Raw genomic sequence first — 23,065 nt, 5'->3', positions numbered from 1 at the left:
GCTGCGTTATTTCAGCAGCTTATCCAGCATGTTGATATCAGTGTTGTTGTGCAGGTGCGGCACGGTCCAGCCGTGCTGGTCGTACTCGGACATGCAGCGGTCAACCATCGCCATCATCTTGTCCATGTTGCCGGAGCTTTGCGCCTGACGCAGGCATTGCAGGCGGATCTCGTCCTGGCTTCCGGAGTAGTTAATCTCGTACAGCTCGTGGCGACCGCCAAATTCGCTGCCGATGGCGTCCCACATCAGTTTCAGAATCTTGATGCGCTCGACGTGATCCATCCCGTTGGAGCCGCGCACGTACTTCGCCAGATACTGGTCGATCTGCGGGTTGTTCAGGTCCCGCGCGCTGGACGGCAGGTAGATCAGCCCGGAGGTCACGTTGCGTTCGATGATGTTCTTGATCTTCGCGTAGGCCATTGGCGCCATCACGCGGTAGGTCTGCAATGCCGCGTGGTCAGGCAGGTACGCCCCGTTTACCCACGGCGTCGCTTCGGAGCACATGGAGTCGCTCAACGCCCAGAACATGTTGCGCCACGCCACCACTTCGCCGAGATCCGCCTGCACGCCGCGAAACTCCAGTGTACCGGTGCACTCCAGGGATTTCTTCAGCAGGGCGGTGATGAAGTCGAGCTTCACCGCCAGGCGCACGCAGGCCTGAAGCGGGTACATACGGGCGAAGCCACCCTCCATCGTCCAGCGACGGCAGCGGTCAAAATCGCGGTAAATCAGCACGTTTTCCCACGGGATCAGCACGTGATCCATCACCAGAATGGCGTCGTTCTCGTCGAAGCGGCTGGAGAGCGGATAGTCATACGGGGAGCCGGTTGCGCCTGCCACCATCTCGTACGAGGCGCGGGAGATCAGCTTCACCCCTTCGGCGTCCATGGGGGCGACGAACATCAGCGCGAAGTCCGGGTTTTCGCCCATCACCTGCGCGGAGCCAAAACCGATCATGTTGTAGTGGGTCAACGCCGAGTTGGTCGCCACCACCTTCGCGCCGCTGACAACGATCCCGGCGTCGGTCTCTTTCTCCAGCTTGATGTAAACGTCCTTCACCTCGTCCGCCGGCTTATGGCGATCGATCGGCGGGTTGACGATGGCGTGGTTAAAGTACAGGCCGGTTTCCTGAATGCGGATGTACCAGTTGCGGGCGTTCTGCTCGAACTGACCGTAGAAGGCAGGGTTCGCTCCCAGCGCGCAGCCGAACGCCGCTTTGTAGTCCGGCGTGCGCCCCATCCAGCCGTAGCTCAGGCGCGACCACTCGGCGATGGCGTCGCGCTGCTGGCGCAGGTCGTCGGCGCTTTTCGCCACGCGGAAAAATTTGTGGGTGTAGCCGCCGCTGCCGGTGTCGGTGCCCCAGCACAGCGTATCCTGCATGTCTGGCTTGTGCAGGGCGTCGTACATCTGGGCGATGGACGCCGCCGCATTGCGAAATGCCGGGTGGGTAGTGACGTCCTTAACGCGCTCGCCGTAGATATAAATCTCACGGCCATCTTGCAGGCTTTTTAAATACTCTTCGCCGTTTAACGGACGTTTGGTATCAGCGCGGAAATCTTCAGGCTTCATAGGGACCTCGTATCGGAAGATGATTGTTAAATTTATGTTTTGTTTTTGTTGTTTAATTGAAGCGTGAGAGGGGCGGAACGTGAAGGGACGATTGGGACAACGGCGGGTACTTTTCGGGCGGGATTGGGATTTGTGATCTGTGCGGGTTTTTGGCGGGTGGCGCTGCGCTTACCCGCCCTACAGACCGCGATGCGCTCAGGAAACCGGTACTTTCTGCGCCCGATACGCGCTGGGCGAGCAGCCCGTCAGGCGACTGAAAAACCGGGCGAAATAGGCCGGATCTTTAAATCCCAGCTGCCAGGCAATCTCGCTGACCGCGCTGTCGGAAAACAGCAGCAGACGCCTGGCCTCGCGCAGCTGCCGGTCGAAGATCAGCCGTTTCGGCGAGCGGTTGGCGAAGCGGCGGCAGATGTCCGTCAGGCGGGATTCGGTGAGGTGCAGTTCGCTGGCGTATTCCGGCACCGTCCAGTGCTGGTGATAGTGGGTGTCGATCAGCTGGGTAAAGCGCTGAAACAGCTTCAGCTCGCCGCGCATGCCGCTGGCCGCGTGGTCGTCGAGCTTCGCGTTGCGCAGCAGCAGGGTAAAGACCGCCTGCGCCAGAAGGACCAGCGTATGCTCACGGCCCGGCAGCTGCGCCGTGGATTCCCGGGCGATGAGCTGCCAGTAGTGCTTCAGCGCCGTCAGCTCGTCAGGCTTGTCGGCAAGCGACAGACAGATCCCCGGCAGGCCGAACGCTTCCCGCGTGCCGGGGTAGAGCACCTCCAGCAGCGGCCAGATGAGATCCTCGCGCACCGTCAGCACGTGCCCGTCGCTGTCGGATTCGGTGATAAACGCGTGCGGCACCGACGGCGGCGTCAGCACAAACAACGGCGCCTGCACCGAATAGCGGTGGTCGTCGAGCTGGAGCTCAATCTGCCCGGTGTCGAGAAAGTGCATCTGAAAGTACTGGTCGTGACGGTGCGCCTGCATGTCGCGACCAAAAAAGGCCGCCATGCGCGCGAACGACTGATAGTGCACGTCGTCGGTGCCCAGGCTTTCGTCGTACTCCTTGCTGATATCAATGTTGGCGATAGGGCTCTGGCACATGCTCGTTCCTCTGTTGAACCCGCTGCGTCATCGGGATGCGCGTCAGCACCAGCGCGCCGACCACCAGCAGACCCGCCACGAACCACAGCCCGGAGCTGAAGCTGCCGGTCGCGTCGCGCAGGATCCCAATCAGCAGCGGGCTGACGGCGGATCCGACGTTACCGATGGCGTTGATCACCGCCAGCGCCACCGCGCGGGATTGCAGGCTAATAACCCGATCCGGCGTGGTCCAGAATATCGCCATGGCGGTAAACGATCCGGTTGAGGCCATGATGATGCCAAGCAGCTGGATCAGGCTGTGATCGGTCGCGGAGGCCAGCATCCATCCCGCCGCTGCAAACAGGTACGGCAGGATGGTGTGCTTTTTTCGCTCTTTCAGCCTGTCGGAGCGGCGACTCCACCAGATCATCCCGAGGATGGTACAAAACTGCGGGATCGCCGCCAGCAGGCCAATCACGATATTACTGCTGCCGGTGTTGAAGCTTTGCAGGATCTGCGGCGTCCAGATGTTGATCGCACTCAGCGTATTGGTCAGACAGAAGTAGGCCAGCGTGTAGAGCAGCACGGCGGGCGTAAGCACCTCACGAAGCGTCGATCGCGGCGTGACGGATTGGGCGATGGCGACCTCCTGCTCGCGCGCGATCATCGTTTTCAGCGCCTGCTTTTCGTCCTCATCCAGCCAGGTGGCCTGATCCGGCGTGTCGTTGAGGTAAAACCAGGTCACCACGCCGAGCACCACCGACGGCAACCCCTCCAGCAGAAACAGCCATTGCCAGCCCTTCAGGTTCCACAGCCCGTCCATCGCCAGAATATACCCGGAGAGGATCGAGCCAAGCATCATGGTCACCGGCATGGCGATCATAAACAGCGCGTTGGCGCGGGCGCGGTGATAGGCCGGAAACCACCAGGTGAGATAGACCAAAATCCCCGGCAGGAAACCGGCTTCGGCAATGCCCACCAGCATGCGCAGGACGTAAAGCGTTTCGGGGCTGGTGGCGAACATGGTGCAGGTAGAGGCGATGCCCCACACCACCATGATCCCGGCGATCCAGCGGCGTGCGCCGACCTTCGCCAGCATGATGTTGCTGGGGATCCCGCACAGCACGTAGGTGACGTAAAACAGCGTCGCGGCCAGGCCAAACATGGTCGACGTGAGGCCCAGATCTTTGCCCATCGTCAGCCCGGCAAAGCCGATGTTGATGCGATCGAGAAACGAGAAAACAAACAGGATAAAGAGAAACACGATCAAACGACGGAACAGCTTATTTATTGCGCGATGTTCTACATCTTTATTATGCAGGGTTGAGGTCGTCATGTTGCGCTCCACATCGTACGTTTAGTAGACGGATTTATTGTTATCAACTGCTGTGATGACGTCGGTAAAGCGGGCCGCCAGCGCTTCGGCGCTGCGGGCGAGCAGGGTGGTATCCACGCCGACCGCCACAAACAATGCGCCGAGGCTGAGATAGCGTTTCGCCAGCTGTTCATTCGCCATCAGGATGCCGGGCGCTTTGCCCGCCGCACGGATCTGCGCGATCGCCTGCTCGATGGCGGCCTGCACCTCCGGGTGCTGCGGATTGCCGGCAAAGCCCATATCGGCGCTCAGATCCGCCGGGCCGATAAACACGCCGTCGACGCCTTCCACGTCCAGGATCTGCGGCAGGTTTTTCAGCGCCTCGCGGGTTTCGATCTGCACCAGCACGCACATAGCGTCGTTAGCCTGATGCAGATAGTCCGGGATGCGGTTCCAGCGCGACGCGCGCGCCAGGGCGCTGCCGACGCCGCGAATGCCCGCAGGCGGGTAGCGGGTGGCGCTTACCGCCAGCCGCGCCTCGTCAGCGTTTTGCACCATCGGCACCAGCAGGGTTTGCGCCCCCACGTCCAGCAGCTGCTTGATCTGCACCGGATCGTTCCACGACGGGCGCACTACCGGCTGGCTGGGATAGGGGGCGATAGCCTGTAACTGAGTTAACACGGTCTGCACGCTGTTCGGCGCGTGCTCGCCGTCGATCAGCAGCCAGTCAAAACCGGCCCCGGCCAGCAGCTCTGCGCTATAGCTGCTGGTCAGCCCCAGCCATAAACCGATTTGCGGGCGGCCCGCCTTCAGCGCCGCTTTGAATGCGTTTTGCATGGTCGCCTCCTTATACAAAGCGACAGCTGATGGAGCCCATGTTGCCGTAGTCAACATGGAAGGTGTCGCCTCTGCTGGCGGCAACCGGACGGGTAAACGAGCCGCCGAGGATGATTTGTCCGGGCTCAAGCTGCACGTCGTACGGCGCGAGCTTGTTCGCCAGCCACGCCACGCCGTTCGCCGGGTGGTTAAGCACGCCCGCGGCGACGCCGGTCTCTTCGATCACGCCGTTGCGGTAGAGCAGGGCGGAGATCCAACGCAAATCCAGCGCGTCGGGCTTAATCGGACGACCGCCGAGGATCACCCCGGCGTTGGCGGCGTTGTCGGAGATGGTGTCGAACACCTTGCGCGGGCGCTGGGTCTCCGGATCAACGTTGTGGCAGCGGGCGTCGATCAGCTCCAGCGCGGGGATGACGTAGTCCGTGGCGTTGTAAACGTCGAAGATCGTGCAGTTCGGGCCGCGCAGCGGTTTTGCCAGTACGAAGGCCAGCTCCACTTCGATACGCGGGACGATAAAGCGATCGACGGGGATGTCGCTGCCGTCGTGGAAGAACATGTCGTCCAGCAGCGCGCCGTAGTCCGGCTCGCTAATCTGCGAGCTGGCCTGCATCGCTTTCGAGGTGAGGCCAATCTTGTGGCCTTTCAGCACGCGGCCTTCGGCAATTTTCAGGCTCACCCATTCGCGCTGTACGGCGTAGGCGTCTTCGATGGTGATCTCCGGGTACTCCAGCGAGATCGCGCGGATCTGCTCCCGGGACTGTTCCGCCTGATGCAGGCGGTGGGCGATCAGGGTATGGGTGTGTTTATCGAGCATGGCGATATCCTGTTTTTGCCGGGTGGCGCATAGCGATCCCGGCCTACGTTCTTGGCCGTTGTAGGCCCGGTAAGCGAAGCGCCACCGGGCGAGCAGACGGCTACTTAAACAACGCGTGCACGTTGTTTTGTTTGTAGTTGAGCGTCGGATCGAGTTCTTCCATGGCGAACGACAGTGCGAGATAGCGCTCCGCCATCAGCGCCGCGAAATGGGTTTTGATCAGCGTAAACAGCATCTCCCCCACGGCTTCCCGGCTCTCCAGGCTCCGGCCCGCGCCGATCTTCAGCGTCATATGCACAAAGGCGTAATCATGCTTACCGTCCGCCATCTGCCAGGTGTCCAGCCAGTGGGCGCGGCTGCGAATGCCGCCGAGCGGGAAGATCCCCGTGGCGGCCAGCGCCTCGTTCACTTTGGCGAACAGCCCCGGCAGGTCGGCCTGCGCGCGGAGGTTGTCGGTACATTCAGCAATAAAGTGCGGCATAACGACTCCTTAAGCGGGCAGTGGGAAAACGGCGTTAACCTGGCCGGTGCCGGAGCTGGCGAACAGCTCAGTGAGGAACTCCACCTTGCCGTCGTATTTATCCCAGCCCAGCATCCCCAGCAGCATCACCGTGTCGTGCATGTTGCCCTCGCCGTAGCAATAGTCGGCATACTCCGGCAGCATGCTGCAAAACTCTTTAAACTGGCCTTCACGCCACAGCTTGACCACGCGCTCGTCCATCTGGCGGTCAAACTCGCGGGTGTAGCTGTTCATTCCTTCCTCGGCGCGCTGGTCGTCGATAAACCTGTGCGACAGCGAGCCGCTGGCGAGCACCGCCACGGTGCCGTCGTACTTTTCGATGGCGCTGACGATGGCCTCGCCCAGCCTGCGGCTGTCGGCGAAGTCGTGAACCGTGCAGAACGCCGAGATGGAGATCACTTTGAAGTGCTTATCCGCGTTCATGTAGCGCATCGGCACCAGGGTGCCGTACTCCAGCTTGAGGCTCGGGATGTTGTGCGCCTTGGCACGTACGCCGAGCTTCACCGCTTCGTCGGCGATCAGCTGCCCGAGCTCCGGGTTGCCGTCGTAGTCGTAGGTCATGTCGCGGATAAAGTGCGGCAGCTCGTTGCTGGTGTAGACGCCCGAAAAATGATCCGCACAGTTGATGTGGTACGCGCTGTTCACCAGCCAGTGGGTGTCGAACACGATGATGGTGTCCACGCCCAGCTCGCGGCAGCGCTTGCTGATCTCTTTATGCCCGTCGATGGCCGACTGGCGGCAGCCGTGGTTTTTCCCCGGCAGCTCGGAAAGATACATCGACGGTACGTGGGTGATTTTTGCCGCTAACGCTAGCTTGCCCATTGTCAGATCCCCCATTTTGGAATCGGATGGTCGCCCATGGAGATGCAGACGTTCTTCATCTCCGCGAACACTTCAAAGCTGTATTCGCCGCCTTCGCGCCCGGTGCCGGAGGCCTTCACGCCGCCAAACGGCTGGCGCAGGTCGCGCACGTTCTGGGTGTTCACGAACACCATGCCCGCTTCAATGCTGCGCGCCAGACGGAGCACCTTGCTGACGTCCTGGGTCCAGATGTACGACGCCAGGCCGTACTCCACGTCGTTCGCCAGACGCAGGCCTTCCGCCTCGTCCTTAAACGGCAGCAGGCAGGCCACCGGCCCGAAGATCTCCTCCTGCGCCACGCGCATGCGGTTGTCGACGTCCGCCAGCACCGTCGGGCGCAGGAAGTTGCCGCCTTTCAGGTGTGCAGGCAGATCCGTCGGTTTGTCCGGGCCGCCCGCCAGCAGGGTGGCGCCTTCCTCGATGCCGAGGCGGATATAGCCGGAGACTTTCTCCCAGTGCTGCTGGCTGATGAGCGCGCCAATCTGGGTGTTCGGATCGGTCGGATCGCCCACGCGCAGGCGATTGGCGCGTTCGGTAAAGCGTTTGACGAACTCCGGGTAAATGCTCTGCTGGATGAAGATGCGCGAGCCCGCGGTGCAGCGCTCCCCGTTGATGGAGAAGATGGTGAACAGCGCGGCGTCCAGCGCGCGCTCGATGTCCGCATCTTCAAAAATCAGCACCGGGGATTTGCCGCCCAGCTCCATGGAATATTTCTTCAGCCCGGCGTTTTTCATAATGTTGCGCCCGGTGGCGGTGCCGCCGGTGAAGGAGACGGCGCGCACGTCGTGGTGGCGCACCAGCGCGTCGCCTGCCGTCGCCCCGTAGCCCTGCACCACGTTCAGCACGCCCGCCGGAATGCCCGCCTCCAGCGCCAGCTCGCCCAGTCGGTCGGCGGTCAGCGGCGAGAGTTCAGACATCTTCAGTACCGCGGTGTTGCCCAGCGCCAGGCACGGCGCGACCTTCCAGGTGGCGGTCATAAACGGCACGTTCCACGGCGACACCAGCGCGCAGACGCCCACCGGTTGCACCAGCGTGTAGTTGAGCATCTTGTCGTCGACCGGGTAGGTTTTGCCGTTCATCTGCTGGCACACCTCAGCGAAAAACTCGAAGTTGTGCGAGGCGCGCGGAATGAGCACGTTTTTGGTCTGATGGATCGGCAGGCCGGTGTCGGCGGTTTCCATTGCGGCAATGTCCGGCACGTTCTGGTCAATCAGTTCGCCCAGGCGACGCATCAGGCGCGCGCGCTCCTTCATCGGCAGGTTGGCCCATTTCGGGAACGCCTCTTTAGCGGCGGCAACGGCCTGATGAATTTCCGCTTCACCGCCGGAGGCGACTTCTGCTAATACCTCGCCGGAGGCCGGGTTAGTGGTGTGGAAGTACTCACTTCCGGCGACGTTTTTACCGTTGATCCAGTGGTTAATCTTTTTCATTTTGCTGTCTCCTCGCTGACAATCCGGTTCACCAGGCGGCCCACGCCTTCCACTTCCACCACCACTTCATCGCCCGGCACCACGTCGGACAGCCCCTTCGGCGTGCCGGTGGCGATCATGTCGCCCGGCTGTAGGGTCATAAAATCGCTCAGATACGCAATCAGGTAAGGAATGCTGAAAATGAGATCGGCGGTGGTGCCTTCCTGACGCAGTTCGCCGTTGACGTAAGTGCGAAGACGGAGGTTGTGCGGGTCAGGGATGGCTTCTTTTGGCACGATGTTCGGGCTGATGGGGGTTAATCCGTCGCGGCTTTTGACCCGCAGGTTCGGGCGGTAGTAGTTTTCCAGGTAGTCGCGGATGGCGTAGTCGTTGCAGACCGTATAGCCCGCAACGTAATCCATCGCCTCGGCTTCGCTCACCTTACGCGCGGTTTTACCGATAACCACCACCAGCTCCGCCTCGTAGTGCATGTATTCGATATTGTTCGGGCGCACCGAGGTCTGGTTGTCGCCGTTAAAGGTGTTCGGCGCTTTGATAAACACCAGCGGTTCGGTGGGCGGTTTGAAGTCCAGCTCGCTGGCATGATCGGCGTAGTTAAGACCGAGGGCGAACAGCGTGGCGTGTTCAGGCGTGCGGTGGGCAAGGGCGACGTCGCGCTCGTTCACTACCGGGTTTTCCAGCGGCGGGAAACCTTCTGCAAGAATGCGTACCCGATCGCCCGGGCGGATCTCCACGCGGCTTTGCGGCGTGCCGAGCAATATCGTATCGCCGGGGTTGAGGGTGGCGAATTCGCTCAGGGCGCTCAGCAGTTCGGCAGCGCTGCGGTGCAAATCGGCGGTGTTCCAGTGGTCCGCTTCGCGGCCGTTGATCTCGGTGATGATAGTCAGGTTGTCCACGTTATCAACGGCGACAGGCTCGCCGAGCGGGCAAAATCCATCCCGGCATTTGGCCTTAATGGCCGGGCGATAAAAGCTCTCCTCCGGCAGGCTGATTTCGTTGGCCAGCGCATACCCGGCGATGTACGCCGCCGCCTCTTCAGCGCGTACTTTGCTGGCGGTTTTTCCCACCACCAGCGCCACCGTCGCACCGCTTAACACCGTTTCCCCCTGCGGAAAAGGAATCGGTTCGCCTGCGCGGATAACGGTGTTATGTGGCTTGATAAACCACACCGCCGTTTTTGGCGGCACGTTATAGGGGGCTTTTTCAAACGCCTCTGCCCAGGCAGCACGCTGGCTCTGGTGGTTTAGCGCCACGGCAAAAACAGTACCTTTCATTCCCATACTCCTCAGACCGGATATCCGGTTTGGATTTCATTAATATGTTAATGATCTGGTTTTATGCTTTTGCCGAACGTTTCGCAATCAGAAGTGAATAATTTGTGATATGAGTAACAATAAATTTACATGAACAGGTAAATGTATCATTGAATCAATGCATTATAAAAATCGCGTTGTTTCTGTTAGACTTTTTAGGTAAAAACGTGCTGTTGATAAAAGCATCTGTTTTGAATTGTTTACTTGTTAATGATGTAAGGGGAAGGCTATGCATGATTCATTAACCATCGCGCTGTTGCAGGCACGTGAAGCGGCGATGGGCTACTTCCGCCCGATAGTGAAGCAGCATAATCTGACCGAGCAGCAGTGGCGTATCGTCCGCGTGCTGGCCGAGCATCCCTCCATGGATTTTCACAATCTGGCGTTTCGCACCTGCATTTTGCGCCCGAGCCTGACCGGCATTCTGACGCGCATGGAGCGCGACGGTCTGGTGCTGCGCTTAAAGCCTGTGAACGACCAGCGCAAGCTGTACGTGTCGCTGACGAAAGAAGGTAACGCGCTGTACCAGCGTGCTCAGGCGCAGGTGGAAGAGGCGTACCAGCAGATTGAGGCGGAATATACGCCGGAGAAGATGAAGCAGCTCACAGCGCTGCTGGAAGAGTTTATTGAACTCGGAAACCGACATATCGCCGCGCGGGACGAAGCGTAAAAACCCTAAATTCCAGGATGATTTTCGTAAAGTTTTCTCATGCCAGGCCGAATATTCTGTATCTGCCTGAGGAAAGAGAAAACATGTTAAACCGAATCAAGATTGTCACCAGCTTACTGCTGGTTTTAGCGATATTTGGCCTTTTACAACTCACGTCCGGTGGTCTTTTCTTCAATGCCCTGAAGCATGACAAAGAGAATTTCACCGTCCTGCAAACCATTCGACAGCAACAATCCACCCTGAACGGTAGCTGGGTGGCGCTGCTGCAAACCCGTAATACCCTGAACCGTGCGGGTATCCGCTACATGATGGATCAGAACAATATCGGCAGCGGCTCTACCGTCGCCGAGCTGATGCAAATTGCGTCTGCGTCCCTGAAGCAGGCGGAAAAAAACTGGGCGGATTACGAAGCGCTGCCGCGCGACCCGCGTCAGAGCGACGCTGCGGCGCTGGAGATTAAACGTAATTACGATATCTACCACGGCGCGCTGGCCGAGCTGATCCAGCTGCTGGGGGCAGGCAAGATCAATGCGTTCTTCGACCAGCCGACCCAGAGCTATCAGGACGGCTTTGAGAAGCAGTACGTCGCCTACCTGCAACAGAACGACGCGCTGTACCAGACCGCGGTTGAAGACAGCAACAGCTCTTACCGCCAGGCTATCTGGGTGCTGATTAGCGTGCTGGTTGCCGTGCTGGTGGTGATTGTCGCCGTCTGGCTGGGCATTAAGCAGGCGCTGATATCGCCGCTGAACCGTCTGATCGACAGCATTCGTCATATCGCCAGCGGCGACCTGGTGAAGCGCATCGACGTGGAAGGCTCCAACGAGATGGGCGAGCTGGCCGACTCCCTGCGCCATATGCAGGGTGAACTGGTGCGTACCGTGGGTGACGTGCGTAACGGCGCAAACGCCATTTACAGCGGCGCGAGCGAGATCTCGATGGGTAATAACGATCTCTCATCCCGTACCGAGCAGCAGGCTGCCTCTCTGGAAGAGACAGCGGCGAGCATGGAACAGCTGACTGCCACCGTGAAGCAGAACGCCGAGAACGCCCGTCAGGCGAGCAACCTGGCGCTGAGCGCCTCTGAGACGGCGCAAAAAGGCGGTAAAGTGGTGGATAACGTGGTGCAGACCATGCGCGACATCGCCGGTAGTTCGCAGAAGATTGCCGATATTATCAGCGTAATCGACGGCATTGCCTTCCAGACCAACATTCTGGCGCTGAACGCGGCGGTAGAAGCGGCGCGTGCGGGCGAGCAGGGCCGCGGCTTCGCAGTGGTTGCGGGTGAAGTGCGAAACCTGGCGCAGCGTAGCGCCCAGGCGGCGCGCGAGATCAAGAGCCTGATTGAGGACTCCGTTGGCCGGGTGGAAGTGGGTTCAACGCTGGTGGAAAGCGCCGGTGAAACCATGGGTGAAATCGTGAATGCGGTTACCCGCGTGACGGACATCATGGGCGAGATTGCCTCTGCGTCTGACGAGCAGAGCCGCGGTATCGACCAGGTCGGCCTGGCGGTGGCGGAGATGGATCGCGTGACCCAGCAGAACGCCTCGCTGGTGGAAGAGTCTGCGGCGGCGGCGGCGGCACTGGAAGAGCAGGCGAGCCGTCTGACGCAGGCCGTTGCGGTGTTCCGTATTCAGCAGGAGCAGATGAAGGCGCGCGAGTTCGCCTCCGCGAAAAGCGTTGCCGCACCGGTGATAGCGCGTAAACCGGCGACCGCAGATGCGGGTGATAACTGGGAAACGTTCTGATCGCGTACGGTTTGCCGGGTGGCGGCTACGCCTGACCCGGCCTACGGTGTGGGAACGCGTTTTTTGTAGGCCCGGTAAGCGCAGCGCCACCGGGCGATTTTACAGAGGCAGGCGCATGGCGCAGCGGGAATCATACGCTAAACCGTGCGCCGCCTCTTCTTCACGTTTCTGACGCAGCGCCGGCGTCAGCGTTATCATCATGTCAAACCCCAGATGCGCATAGAACGGCGCGTTCCACGGGACATCACGAAACGTCGTTAACGTCAGCGAGGCGAGCCCCAGCGCGCGGGCACGCTCTGCAACACGGTTAATCAACCGGCGTCCGATCCCCTGTCCCTGCCAGTCCAGATCAACCGAGAGTTCCACGATAAACAGCGATGATGGATGAGCTTCGGCGAGAATAAAGCCCACCGGGCACCCGTCAGCCAGCGCCAGCCAGCTTAATCCCCGCGCGGCATAGCCAAGGTGATCTTCAACGGCAATTACGTCGCCGTCGGCAAGCCACGCCAGCTCAGGAACGTCGCGAAACCGCTGCCCCGCCGCGCGTTCGATCGCGGGCAGGGCGGTTGCGTCATCGCCGGTAGTGGGGCGGATTTCAATGTTCATGGCGGGAAGTATAGCCTGAGCGACCGCTATTACTCCGAGCAAACCAGCACCGGCGAGTAAAAATTGCTGATCACCAGCGCGCTCTGCGGCGTGCGCTCTATCGTCAGGAGCCTTTTTTTCCCCAGCGTCAGGCCCGCGACGTACTTTTCAAACACCCCCGGCGGCATGGCGTCATGGCTGAAGCGCTCCACTTTTTGAATAATAATTTCATACAGCTCTCCCTCCACGTGCCGCCATTTAAACATCTCCTGACGAGAAACCTCCCAGCTTTTCGGGGCATTCTCGACAGTGCCGTTCAGCGTGATGTAGCCGGTTTTATCCGGGTGAAAACGCATTATGATCTCCCCGTTGAACGTGAATTCATGGTTGTCGCGCCTGTCGGAGAAGGTCAGGTTGCCATCGCAGGCCACCGACAGCGGGGGCGTGTAGTAATACCACGCCAGCGCGGCGCCCAGAAGCAGCAGATTGAGGACCAGTATTAGCCACACTTTTTTGTGTTTCATATCACCACTCGTAATAGTAAAGCGTACGACAGGCGCTGGCTTTATCGTGCGTGAGCGAGCACTGGGAAAGCACCAGCCGCCCTTCATGGCCGTAGAAAAGCGTTCTCTGAATGTGCATGTAAAAGATCGAATTTTTCAGACACGGGAGATGACCGTCCTGCTGGAGCTTTTGCGCAAGGGCAATCGCCCTGTCGTGGAACACATCCGCCAGCGGCGTAAAGGTGTAAACCGGACACGTGTCGATATGGGTAAGCAGGTGAATTTCACTCTGCGGAGCATCTGGCTTAACGGCCGTTATCCAGACGCACAGCGCAATAATCGCCAGCGTGAGCGCGCCGCAGAACAGCAGTTCCGGACGAACGCGCCGTGTCGGTTTCGCCGTTTCGCCCGCCGGCGCCTCTTCCTCCAGTGCCGTGACCGAAACGTCCGCGCAGAGCATAAAGCCCGTTTTCGGCACCGTGACGATAAACAGCACGTCGGGAACCAGGCTGGCCAGCATTTTGCGCAAGATGCTGATGTACTGGTTTAACGAGTTGTTGGATCCCTGAAGCCCGCGCCGATCCCAGACCTCATGGAGGAACGTTTCCCGTTCGACGACGTTCCCGTGATGCTTCACCAGCAGCTTCAGGATGGTATTGGCCGTACAGGTGAGGATCTGCGCATCCTCGTCCGGCGCATTAACAGGAGCAATGGTACCGTCCTCGTCGTTGTAAACGAGGGCGTCAGCAAGCAGGTATTTCATAAATTGTTGTAATAAAGCCAGAGATATTCAATTAAAAAAAACAGGCATTACGCCTGAGTAAACAGCGTTGTTGGTTATTTTAGCGCCACTGTTACCGATAACATTGATCCAGACGGTTTTTTTGGTGAGTTTAATAAGTCAGCGTGACTATCACGTCGTCAATAAACTCACCCGTCCCGCTCAGCGCCTGGGCCGGAACCTCCCCGTAAACGGTGAAGTCCTGCGTGCCGCCGGCGGGGTTGGTGACGTTCAGCGTATCGCCGCTGCTTTGATCGCCCCAGCGCTGTGTCGCTCCTGCATCCTGCCAGAGCCCATAGCGCAGGCACTGCCCCTCATCGTTGCAAAGCTGCCGCCAGTCGCCGCTGGCATGATTGCCTTTCCCCATAGCAAGCGTGAATGCGGTTCCGGCCGGGCAGCGCGTGGTGAGGGTCGCCGTCGAGCGCGTGGGGCGCAGCGCGGTGGTGCTGGTCAGGGTGCCGAAGTTCAGCGGGGTAACACGCTCTATGTAACATCCTTCGCTGATTTCGGCCTGGGCATTGCTCCCGCCCTGCACCTGTTCCCCCTCCGCAGAGCCGTCTGCACAGCTTTGCAGGGCATCCTGGCGGGTGGCGCTGTGCCAGGCGATGCGCAGGTTCATGTTGTAGTTGTAATAGTGGGTCGCGGGGAGCTGGCTTTGCCCCGCCGGCAGGGTGGCGATAAGCGGAAAGCTGCCGCTGACGCTGGCGTTGCTTCCCGCAGTAATGGTCTGCTGAATGAGATCTCCGCGGCTGGCGGGGCCCAGCTCCTGCGATCGCGCGAGGCCGTTAAGCAGGCGAAACAGCAGGGTGTACTGCTTTCCCTCCTGGTCGCCCGTCGAGAGCATCTGAAAGGGCGGGGCGTCGATGCTGCTCAGACAGACGTTGATGTACTCTGCCGTGCCGAAGTTATCGGCCTGACAGCTAAACTTTACCTCGGTGTTGGTCGAGGCGGCGTTACCCGGCACGACGTTGCCGAAGTTAATCACTGCGGGGGAGGTAATCCAGCACGCTGCCGCCATCGCCTTCATGGACAGCACAAGCAACAATGTTAACGGCGTTTTTATTGACACAGCTGTTCTCCAATATTGATTACGGTTGACGCGGTGCGCGGGGCCGGAAGCGTGACCCGGCACTCGCCTTCACCGGTTTTCACCACCAGCTCGCCGGGCAGGGGCGGATCTTCAAGCCAGATAAACCCGTCGCGACCCACGATAGTGGCACCGTGTGGCGTTGAAATGACGCTGCCCAGCGGCAGCGGCTGGCGGCGCCTGTCGACCAGCCGGGCCTGAACCGTCACGGCGCGGTGGACGTTAAAATCGACTTTTACCGCGCTGCTGTTGCCCGGTCTGGCATACATGTCGGTGACGGGAGCGATGACGTCGGGCGGCAGATCCAGCGGATCGATGCTGACTTTGCTGTTGTGATAGCGCGGCAGGTCGGTCAGCAGAAGGTATCCTTTCTCATCGGTCTCGCCCGCCCGGCGGTTTTCCAGCATCACCGGCACGTGCCCGATGCCGCGCGTGGAGACCAGTGCCAGGCCCTGCTGGCTGTAGCGTAAAGCGTGCAGGCTGTTGTCCAGCAGCGTCAGGCTGCCTTCGGCCGAGGCGTACTGGTTGACCGCGTTAGTGCTCTGCTCCAGCCCGACGTGCCACTCTCCGGCGCGGCCAAGGTAGCCCACGTCTGCATACCTTTCCCGGTTTTGGCCAAAGCCCTGCCCCAGCTGCCAGGACCAGCCGCCCGTCTGATTGTCTGGCTGGTGGCGATAGTCCACGCGCGGCCTCTCCCGGCTGGCCTGAACCGAGAGGGTATTCTGGCGGCCCAGCGGGACGGAGAGCATAAGCTGGATGTTGCTCGACCCGTCCGTAAACGAGCGGGTATAGCTCAGCGTGGTAGAGAGATGGGCCGGGAGCGAAACGGACCAGGAGGCATTGAGATAGCGCTGCCGGTTGCCCTGTATATTTTGCTGCACCCAGCCCGCACCCAGCGTGCCGAAGTGGGGAAATGCGTGGCTGACCCATACGCTGTCGCTGCGTCGGACGGGCTCGGCCCCGCTCATGCGAGCGTTATCGGCGAAGGCAGCGTCGGTGCGAACGGTGCTGGCGGAAAGCCCCGTCCCGCTGCCGTTCCACTGCCAGCCGATGCCCCACTGCATCCCCTTACCGTAGGTGCTGTCGCTCAGGGCGACGTGCGGGCTGAGAATGCCCGCACTGGGGGAGATCAGCCAGTCCGCGCCTGTTCCCACGTTGCGCAGCTTTCGCTGCTGTTCCGTATGCAGCGCCAGCGTTAGCTGGTTGTTCACGCCATAGCGCCAGCCGGCGTCGAGCATCGGCGAGGCGGCATAATCATCGGAGCGCAGCGAATAGTTTTGCCGCATCCAGCCGATGTCCAGCGAGCCGCTGCTGAGCCCCTCCGCCAGCATTCCCGGCGCGCCGTACAAATCGAGCTGAACGGTGCGCCGCTGGCCGTTGATGTCGGTAATCACCACCTGCGCCTGCCCGCTGCCGGTAAAGGCGGGCAGGGTATCGAGCAGAAAATCTCCTGGCGTTACCTGCTGGCTGCTCTGCTTAAGGCCGTCGATGTAAAGATCGACCGTTGAAGGCAACACGGCCGTGTCACTGTAACGGCTGCGCGGTTCGGTGTTGAGCTGCGGATTGAGCTCAAAGTTGCGCGCCCAGTGCAGCCCGCCGAAGCGGACCTGGCGGCTCCAGCGGGTGCCGGTAGTGATGCTGTCCCCCAGGGCCAGGCTGGTCAGCGAGTCTGTGTAATCCCGCTGCCAGCGGGTTTCAAGGCGCGTATGGGTGGGGCGACCCGCGCTGTTTTCCTCCCCGGCATGGCTGGAAAAGCTGCTGCTGAACAGGCCGGGCAGCGGCCCGGAGGCGGACAGCGTGGTTTGCGCGTTAAGCTGGCGTTTTCCCTCGGACTCGCTGGCATAGAGCGCGTACCCGAGCGTAAAAGCGCTGACGGGCTGCGCTTCAGAATAGCGGTACTGCGAGGGAGGCCTCCCGAACGTCACGTGCTGCTGACCCTCAAGCGCCTTCGCCTCGGCGCTGATGGACACCTGCTGCGAAAGCACGTCGAGGCTGACCTTCAGGCCCGGCAGGGACGTGAGTTCAACCCACTCGCTGCGGCCTTCCGGGGCACGAAGCCCCAGCTTTGCGATGTCGCTGCGGCCAATCCATAGTGCGTCGCCCTCTACGCGGCAAGCCCACAGCTCGCCGCGCGGGGCGTGGTTTACGGTAATGGCCAGCCACTGAACGGCGTCAACCGGAGGTTCAGCCCGGGCTGCTGGCAGCATGAGCGGTAGCCAAAGCAGGAGCGCGAGCAGCGAGCGGGCGCAGTGGGATCTGGCTGGCATGGCGATCGTCATTGATGTAGGCGCGTAACGCGCTGAGCGCGTGGCGTGGAGTTTGCTTAAGCGGCACAAGTGCGGTCTGTCCCGGCAGCACATAGCCCGCCAGTCCTTTGACTGCGGCAGCAACCTGCCCGTCGGCCGTCAGCACCTGAAGGTGGCTGAGGCGAATATGGCGGTTTCCGGCGTTATAGCAGCGCAGCGTGGCCGGAATGTCGGCCTGTTCGCAGCTCAGGACAGCCTGGCTGACGGGTGTTGTCTGGCTTCCGGCAATGAAGACCGGAATCGAGTAGCGCAGCAGGAAGTGGACCGCGCTGGGGTTGGCCGCACGGGACGCGGCGTCTGGCAGCTCATCGATGATCAGCCGGTAGCTTTGCTCCTGTTCATGAGCACCCGGCTGCATCACGATAATACGCACCAGTTGCTGCTGGCCCGGCGCCAGCGAGGTCATCGCCGGGCTGCTGACGACTTCCTCGGTCGCTTCCAGCACATCCTTGCCGTTTTTCTGGGACCATTCGTACACCCGTATCTGAGCGTGGATGGCCGTTTTCCCGCTGTTCGTGAGGTAAACGGCCGTTGCGCGTTGACCGCTCTGCATGTCGAGCGTCACGGGCGCGACCTGAAGCGTGGCGGCCAGCGCGTAGCGTGACAGCAGCGCCAGCATCATGAGCCAGATAATGAAGCAGGGAAGAAAGCGACGCACGATCAGTACTCCAGGTTTAAGGTCACATCGTCGCTGTAGGTACCCGCCTGGGCAGTCGTCAGGGCGCCCGCATCAATCACGCCATACAGCGTCTCTTCCTGTTTCATCCCGTTGCCGGTATCGGTGAGCCCCCCGGTGCCGGTGATTTGCGTCTGTTTGCCTTCGTCAGCAAACAGCTTCCACGCAATCTTTTGCGCGCCCGTTTCGCCGTTTTCCGGCTTCAGCCAGAAGGTGCCGTTCTCGCTGCTGTCGCTGCTGGTCGCGGAAAGCGTGAACGGGGTACCGTTGGTGCAGACGATATCAACCTGCGTCCTGGCCTCAATTTCACCGGCTTCATCCGTACCGTGGCGCGAGAAGTTAAGATCGTTGGCGTTGAGGGTGCAGGACTTTACCACCTCCAGTGAGACGTGCATCGTCGCGCTCGCGGTGCTGTTGTCTGCGGCGATCGCAGCGGCAGGAAGCAGGAGAACTGAACAACATACAGCGGTGGAGATAATTCTCATGATTGTATTTCCTAACGTGATTAACGGTGCATTGACAAAGAAGAGGACTGTGCGTCCAGCAGGCAGAGCTTTCGATGAAACTCCGCCAGGGTATGGCAGCAAAATTTGTTCATCGCGTTACGCTTGTGGGTGTAGATCGTTTTTGGCGATTTATTAAGGATTTGCGCGATACGTGCCGGGCTAAATCCTTTATGAAACAGCATGCAAACCCGCATCTCCTGATACGTCAGCGTGGCGGTGTTTTCGAAGGTGAAGGTCGTGTCGCTAAAGCAGTGGCTGAGTTGGGCAAGCGATACATTGTCCGCCACCGCTCTCGCCCGCTCGCCGCGCAGGAAGGCGTTGACGTCGCTGACCCGGTCCGCATCGGTAAATACCAGCCAGTCCGCGCCGGCATGCGTATCCAGCAGGCGCTCCTGTAGGCAAACAAGCCCTTCCGGGCTCGTGTTTTTGATCCAGTACATATCAGGGCGAGGGGTGACCGCCGTCGAGATGAGCCACTCGAGACCAAGCCATAAATAGGTGTTTTCGCTCAGGACGATGACCTGATAGCCAGCGTTAACGATACAGGACGTCACGATCTGCCCCACAGATAACCCTGGCCGTAATCGGCCGCGCTGGCGCGGGCCAGTGCGAAATCACCCGCGGTTTCGATGCCTTCTATCAACACCTTGCCGCCGAGACGTTTGCACTGGCGGGTGAGTTGCAGAAACTTTTCCCGCTCAGTGCGTCCGCTCCAGAAGGTATGCTTGTCAATTTTTACGCCACAGAAGCGGATCTGGCTGGCAAGCAGGTCGGGAAGAATGTCTTCGCACACATCGTCGGCCCACACTTCTATTCCCCACTGGTGCAGCGTGGTGATGCACGTCCGCAGGGCCCGGCTTTGCGTATCGTCAAGGTGTACCAGCCTGTGAAGATCGGTGACTTCGATAGCAAGCCTCTCCGGGCTGGGCGTCTCTTCTTTCAACCTGTCCAGGAAGTCCGTTTCCAGCAGCAGATCCGTCGTCGCGTTGAGATAATATTTGTCGCCCGCTTCGCAGAACATGGCATGACGAAGCTGCGCAAAGAAATGCGCTTTACGCTGCGTCGCGGACATTGAGCAAAAATAGTCTTCGAGATCGACGTGAGGCATCGCCGTCGACAATACCTCCCAGGCAATGACGTTTTCGCTGCGCAGTGCCCGGATGGATTCGAACTTGTAGCCGGTTAGCATGATAAAAGTGCGTAACGCTCCGTGGTGAATTCAGAAGCTGCACATTTTATAAATGATGAATTTGGCGGGATATTTATAAATAAAAATTGCTTATATATGGTGTTTTAATCTAATTTATAAACATTATAAAGGATTATATAATTTCATAAGTGCCCGGCTGGAAGCCGGGCTTTGCGCGCATTAGCCGTTGTTTTTGACGATTTTGATTTCCACCATGCCGATCCCAAGCTGGCGCGGGGCATGGCCGAGGATATTTCCTTCGTTAGTGGACTGCGGGTCTGGCGGCACGATCACCAGCGTATTGCTGCGCGAGGGATTATCAAAATGCAGCGTGCTGGTGGAGACATCATTGCCCAGCGTCAACATCTGTTCTTTATCGCCGACGCGCACCGGAATAGGGCGGTTTGCATTGGGACCAAATGCCCTGGCGGTGATCACCAGATCGAATTTTTCCGGCAGTGGATGGGTATATTCAATTTTCACCTCATCCCCCAGCTGTGCGTTAGACCAGCGCCCCCAGGATTCGGGACGCGAAATTCCGCTGAACTGCTTCACCTCTTCCGGCGCGCCGGCAACATTGAAGATGAAGCTGTCAGCTTTGTAGCGAATGTCGTTGTCGACGATTTTCAACAGGTCAACGTTGCGCTGATAGCGTGCGGTATCAATGACCGTATCGTTAAACGCGGTTTTTCCCTGCCACTGCGGCTTGTCAACGTGTTGCACGGTCTGCTCACCGCCAAGTTGCCCCTGAGAAACGCACCAGTCGGTGGACAGCGACAGCTGTTGCGACCAGAGTTGACCCATTTTGTAGCACCTGTCGACCCAGACGAAATTATCGCGCGGGGCGAATTCCGCCAGCTGGAAGCGCAGCGGCGCGGAGTATTCGCTTTCCGGCAGCGGCTCGACGCGCTTATCCGACACGCGAAGCAGCAGAGGCAGGCGGAAATGGCTACCGGAGAAGGCGATCGTTTTTTTATCCCGATCGATGGTGAAATCGTTTATCTCTTTCGGGAAGTTCCACAGGCGAATGATATCCGGCTTCCAGGCGAGGATTTTTTCCTTCATGTTGAGGAAGATTTCCGACAAGGACTGTCCTGACAGCGTGCTGCGGCCCAGGCCGATAAAGTTGTCGCCGCCCAGAATGTCGAGCACGGTAGCACCGTTATCCATCGAGTTACGCTTAGCGGCAATGACCTCCTGCTGCGGTTTATCGCCGCGCAGTATAAAGAACAGGTTGCTGCGATCGTGCTTGTTCAGCTCATCCCAGGCGCTGTTTTTCATCGCCAGATGGTCAGACGACACGACGATGACCGTATTTTTGAAATAGGGCGACGCTTTAATTTTCTCGATTAACGCCGCGATATGCTCCTGGCTACAGGTTACGGCGCTGAAGGACTTATTGTTTTTGCCGTCTATTTCGTAGCTCTTACGCTTACAGGTGCGCGAGACGAAACCATCCGGGTGGTGCGTGTCAACGGTCAGTGCAAACAGCGAGAAGCGTTTACCGGCGCGAGAAAGCTCCTCAAATTTCTTCCAGGTTTCATCCAGAACGGTATCGTCGTAAAAGCCCCAGTCGTTGCGGTAAGCCGGATCGGCCACGGTAATTTTCAGCTCTTCGGAACCGTACAGGTGATCGAAACCGTGGGATTTCAGGAACACGTCTTTCCCGGCGAAGCGCAGGTTAGCGCCCTGCATAAAGTAGTTTTCATAGCCCGAGTTTTTCAGGATATCGCCGAGGCATACGTTCTGCGGGAAGAAGCTCGACATTGAGGCGGAGGCATTACCCTCAAACGGGGCGAACAGTGGGATGCCGCACTGGGAGGCCACCATCCCGGCAATGGTGTAATCCGTGCCGGGCAGCTGCGCGGTGTGGCTGAAGTCGAGGCCCTGATTCTTCAGCGCGCCAAGCTCCGGCGTCAGGTTCGGAAACGCCTCGTTGTCAAACCAGGTGCGCTCCAGACTCTCCCCGTAGATGTAGACCAGGTTGAGTGTGGGGTTGTCGATTTTTTTCGCCGGCTCTTTGTAGTAGGCCACGAAGTCCGGATCGCCATCGCGCGACTGGGATTTTACCAGCTCGGTAATCTGATGGAAGGCCGGGCTGGCATCCACGGAGGCCAGCGCCAGGCACAGCGCCAGCAGGCTGTAGCCATGATGGTGAGGGCGGTGACGGCGACGGCGCAGCACCCAGGCCAGCGCAGCGAAAATGCCCACCAGCGCGACCACCAGCCCCAGGCCGGGGAGAATGTATTTGCCCACGCCTGCGCCGGTGAGACTGTTCGTCAGGGTGTAGAGCACCGCGTCGTTAATACCGTCGCCGGTAAAGTAATCGCTGGCATATAAGGTAATGTTTAAAACAATAAAAATGCCGAGCACGACCAGGGTGGCAACAAACCACCAGGTGTGACGACCGGCTTTCCAGGCATAAACGCCGATGGATGCCAGAAAAAGGACAAGGGATAGTAACTCTGACAACAGCAGATCCTCATCATGCCAGACGCTTAGCCGGCTAATAGCTTATTTTTTGGGTAATACACTGTAATTGCGATGTCGCTTAGCTGCAATTTTAGTGTCACGAAAGTGTGCTGTGGTTAGGATTTGGTTTATAAAACCGGTTTTTTGAGGACGGTCGCATCCTGACAGACAGACGCTGAGGCGGTAGAGAAGGTAAAAAATGCACGCTTCACGCCGCGCTGAAGGACTAACGTCATAAACGCGGCGTGTTGTGGCAGAAAACGGGGGTCAGGAGAGGAAATTAACGCCCTGTTTCAGCACCAGATCGCAGGCTTTTGTTTTCACCTGTTTTGCCAGAGAGGAATTTCCAAGGGTGCTCAGGTTCAGCTGCTGACCATTTTGCGCGTTCAGCAGGCCCTGAATACCGTCCATATAGTTGGTATCCGCTTTCTGCTCCTGGGTGTCCAGGCCCAGCTTGCCCAGCACCTGATTCTTAATGTTTTCGGTATCGGTCACGGACGCCAGCTTCTGCTTCGCACAGTATTCCAGGATGCCCGCTGCGTTGTTCATCGTGCCGGCGCTCAGGCTCTGGGAACTGTTGCCCAGCAGGCCGGTGAGGGAAGCAGCGGACAGCCCGCCCTGAGACGTGCCGCTCTCTTTGGTTAACGCATTCGCCGCGCTGGAAAGCGACTCCTGCCATGAAGCGGCCTGCGCTGCGCCAGCCACCAGCAGGGCGCCAGAAAGAATGCTGATAAGAAACTGTTTTTTCATAATGACTTACTCAATAGGGCCGGAAGGGGCTCCAGTATATACCTCTGCTCCTCCGGCGCTCCCTGGAA

Annotated in this window: 22 protein-coding genes; 2 read left to right on the top strand and 20 right to left on the bottom strand. The window is 59.4% G+C overall.

Going from position 1 to position 23,065, the window contains the following annotated elements:
* Positions 1-6: 6 nt before the first annotated feature.
* From hpaB to hpaG, 9 genes are all read right to left on the bottom strand, one after another.
* Positions 7-1,569, bottom strand: coding sequence for a 4-hydroxyphenylacetate 3-monooxygenase, oxygenase component (hpaB, locus tag A3466_RS12210; protein ID WP_063450761.1), 1,563 nt, complete (start codon positions 1,567-1,569; stop codon positions 7-9).
* Between the two features lie 195 nt (positions 1,570-1,764).
* The gene (hpaA, locus tag A3466_RS12205; protein WP_063450760.1) at positions 1,765-2,655 is read right to left on the bottom strand and encodes a 4-hydroxyphenylacetate catabolism regulatory protein HpaA; all 891 of its coding nucleotides are present in this window, start codon (positions 2,653-2,655) and stop codon (positions 1,765-1,767) included.
* On the bottom strand, positions 2,627-3,970 hold the full coding sequence (gene hpaX, locus A3466_RS12200) for a 4-hydroxyphenylacetate permease (protein WP_063450759.1): 1,344 nt from the start codon (positions 3,968-3,970) through the stop codon (positions 2,627-2,629). Before hpaX ends, hpaA begins: the two co-directional genes overlap by 29 nt.
* A gap of 21 nt (positions 3,971-3,991) precedes the next feature.
* On the bottom strand, positions 3,992-4,786 hold the full coding sequence (gene hpaI / locus A3466_RS12195; protein ID WP_063450758.1) for a 4-hydroxy-2-oxoheptanedioate aldolase: 795 nt from the start codon (positions 4,784-4,786) through the stop codon (positions 3,992-3,994).
* Between the two features lie 10 nt (positions 4,787-4,796).
* A complete protein-coding gene (gene hpaH, locus A3466_RS12190; protein WP_045259529.1) occupies positions 4,797-5,600 on the bottom strand; it encodes a 2-oxo-hept-4-ene-1,7-dioate hydratase in 804 nt (267 codons plus the stop codon).
* Between the two features lie 100 nt (positions 5,601-5,700).
* On the bottom strand, positions 5,701-6,081 hold the full coding sequence (locus A3466_RS12185; protein ID WP_063450757.1) for a 5-carboxymethyl-2-hydroxymuconate Delta-isomerase: 381 nt from the start codon (positions 6,079-6,081) through the stop codon (positions 5,701-5,703).
* A 9-nt stretch (positions 6,082-6,090) separates the two neighbouring features.
* On the bottom strand, positions 6,091-6,942 hold the full coding sequence (hpaD, locus tag A3466_RS12180; RefSeq protein WP_041911312.1) for a 3,4-dihydroxyphenylacetate 2,3-dioxygenase: 852 nt from the start codon (positions 6,940-6,942) through the stop codon (positions 6,091-6,093).
* A 2-nt stretch (positions 6,943-6,944) separates the two neighbouring features.
* Positions 6,945-8,411, bottom strand: coding sequence for a 5-carboxymethyl-2-hydroxymuconate semialdehyde dehydrogenase (gene hpaE, locus A3466_RS12175; protein WP_063450756.1), 1,467 nt, complete (start codon positions 8,409-8,411; stop codon positions 6,945-6,947).
* A complete protein-coding gene (hpaG, locus tag A3466_RS12170; RefSeq protein WP_063450755.1) occupies positions 8,408-9,685 on the bottom strand; it encodes a 4-hydroxyphenylacetate degradation bifunctional isomerase/decarboxylase in 1,278 nt (425 codons plus the stop codon). Before hpaG ends, hpaE begins: the two co-directional genes overlap by 4 nt.
* A gap of 268 nt (positions 9,686-9,953) precedes the next feature.
* On the opposite strand from hpaG, the gene hpaR reads away from it, so the two are divergent.
* Positions 9,954-10,394 (top strand): homoprotocatechuate degradation operon regulator HpaR, encoded by a 441-nt coding sequence (gene hpaR / locus A3466_RS12165; RefSeq protein ID WP_063450754.1) that lies wholly within the window; start codon positions 9,954-9,956, stop codon positions 10,392-10,394.
* Positions 10,395-10,477: 83 nt separating this feature from the next.
* Positions 10,478-12,142, top strand: a complete 1,665-nt coding sequence (tsr, locus tag A3466_RS12160; RefSeq protein ID WP_063450753.1) for a methyl-accepting chemotaxis protein — start codon at positions 10,478-10,480, stop codon at positions 12,140-12,142.
* 99 nt (positions 12,143-12,241) lie between these two features.
* Here tsr and A3466_RS12155 read toward each other — a convergent pair whose 3' ends face one another.
* The 11 genes from A3466_RS12155 to A3466_RS12105 all read right to left on the bottom strand — a co-directional run bounded on the left by A3466_RS12155 (position 12,242) and on the right by A3466_RS12105 (position 22,997).
* On the bottom strand, positions 12,242-12,748 hold the full coding sequence (locus A3466_RS12155; RefSeq protein ID WP_063450752.1) for a GNAT family N-acetyltransferase: 507 nt from the start codon (positions 12,746-12,748) through the stop codon (positions 12,242-12,244).
* 29 nt (positions 12,749-12,777) lie between these two features.
* Positions 12,778-13,251, bottom strand: coding sequence for a hypothetical protein (locus tag A3466_RS12150; RefSeq protein ID WP_063450751.1), 474 nt, complete (start codon positions 13,249-13,251; stop codon positions 12,778-12,780).
* A 1-nt stretch (position 13,252) separates the two neighbouring features.
* Positions 13,253-13,993 (bottom strand): transcriptional regulator, encoded by a 741-nt coding sequence (locus tag A3466_RS12145; RefSeq protein ID WP_063450750.1) that lies wholly within the window; start codon positions 13,991-13,993, stop codon positions 13,253-13,255.
* A gap of 130 nt (positions 13,994-14,123) precedes the next feature.
* Positions 14,124-15,080 (bottom strand): Csu type fimbrial protein, encoded by a 957-nt coding sequence (locus A3466_RS12140; protein ID WP_063450749.1) that lies wholly within the window; start codon positions 15,078-15,080, stop codon positions 14,124-14,126.
* Positions 15,071-17,365: a fimbria/pilus outer membrane usher protein gene (locus tag A3466_RS12135; protein ID WP_245167744.1), complete on the bottom strand. Its 2,295-nt coding sequence runs from the start codon at positions 17,363-17,365 to the stop codon at positions 15,071-15,073. The genes A3466_RS12140 and A3466_RS12135 overlap by 10 nt, the downstream gene beginning before the upstream one ends.
* A complete protein-coding gene (locus A3466_RS12130) occupies positions 17,283-18,062 on the bottom strand; it encodes a fimbrial biogenesis chaperone (protein ID WP_063450748.1) in 780 nt (259 codons plus the stop codon). The genes A3466_RS12135 and A3466_RS12130 overlap by 83 nt, the downstream gene beginning before the upstream one ends.
* Positions 18,063-18,064: 2 nt before the next feature.
* Positions 18,065-18,565, bottom strand: coding sequence for a Csu type fimbrial protein (locus A3466_RS12125; RefSeq protein WP_063450747.1), 501 nt, complete (start codon positions 18,563-18,565; stop codon positions 18,065-18,067).
* Positions 18,566-18,585: 20 nt separating this feature from the next.
* Positions 18,586-19,140 (bottom strand): helix-turn-helix transcriptional regulator, encoded by a 555-nt coding sequence (locus A3466_RS12120; RefSeq protein WP_063450971.1) that lies wholly within the window; start codon positions 19,138-19,140, stop codon positions 18,586-18,588.
* Positions 19,137-19,775 carry an EAL domain-containing protein gene (locus A3466_RS12115; RefSeq protein WP_063450746.1) on the bottom strand — a complete coding sequence of 213 codons (639 nt, stop codon included), beginning with the start codon at positions 19,773-19,775 and terminating at the stop codon, positions 19,137-19,139. Before A3466_RS12115 ends, A3466_RS12120 begins: the two co-directional genes overlap by 4 nt.
* 180 nt (positions 19,776-19,955) lie before the next feature.
* The gene (gene opgB, locus A3466_RS12110) at positions 19,956-22,247 is read right to left on the bottom strand and encodes a phosphatidylglycerol--membrane-oligosaccharide glycerophosphotransferase (RefSeq protein ID WP_063450745.1); all 2,292 of its coding nucleotides are present in this window, start codon (positions 22,245-22,247) and stop codon (positions 19,956-19,958) included.
* Positions 22,248-22,514: 267 nt separating this feature from the next.
* The gene (locus A3466_RS12105) at positions 22,515-22,997 is read right to left on the bottom strand and encodes a DUF2501 domain-containing protein (protein WP_063450744.1); all 483 of its coding nucleotides are present in this window, start codon (positions 22,995-22,997) and stop codon (positions 22,515-22,517) included.
* Between the last annotated feature and the right edge of the window lie 68 nt (positions 22,998-23,065).

The sequence above is a fragment of the Enterobacter genomosp. S genome (genome assembly GCF_001631805.1).
GTDB lineage: Bacteria > Pseudomonadota > Gammaproteobacteria > Enterobacterales > Enterobacteriaceae > Enterobacter > Enterobacter quasihormaechei.
This window is presented reverse-complemented; position numbering and strand designations above follow the sequence as displayed.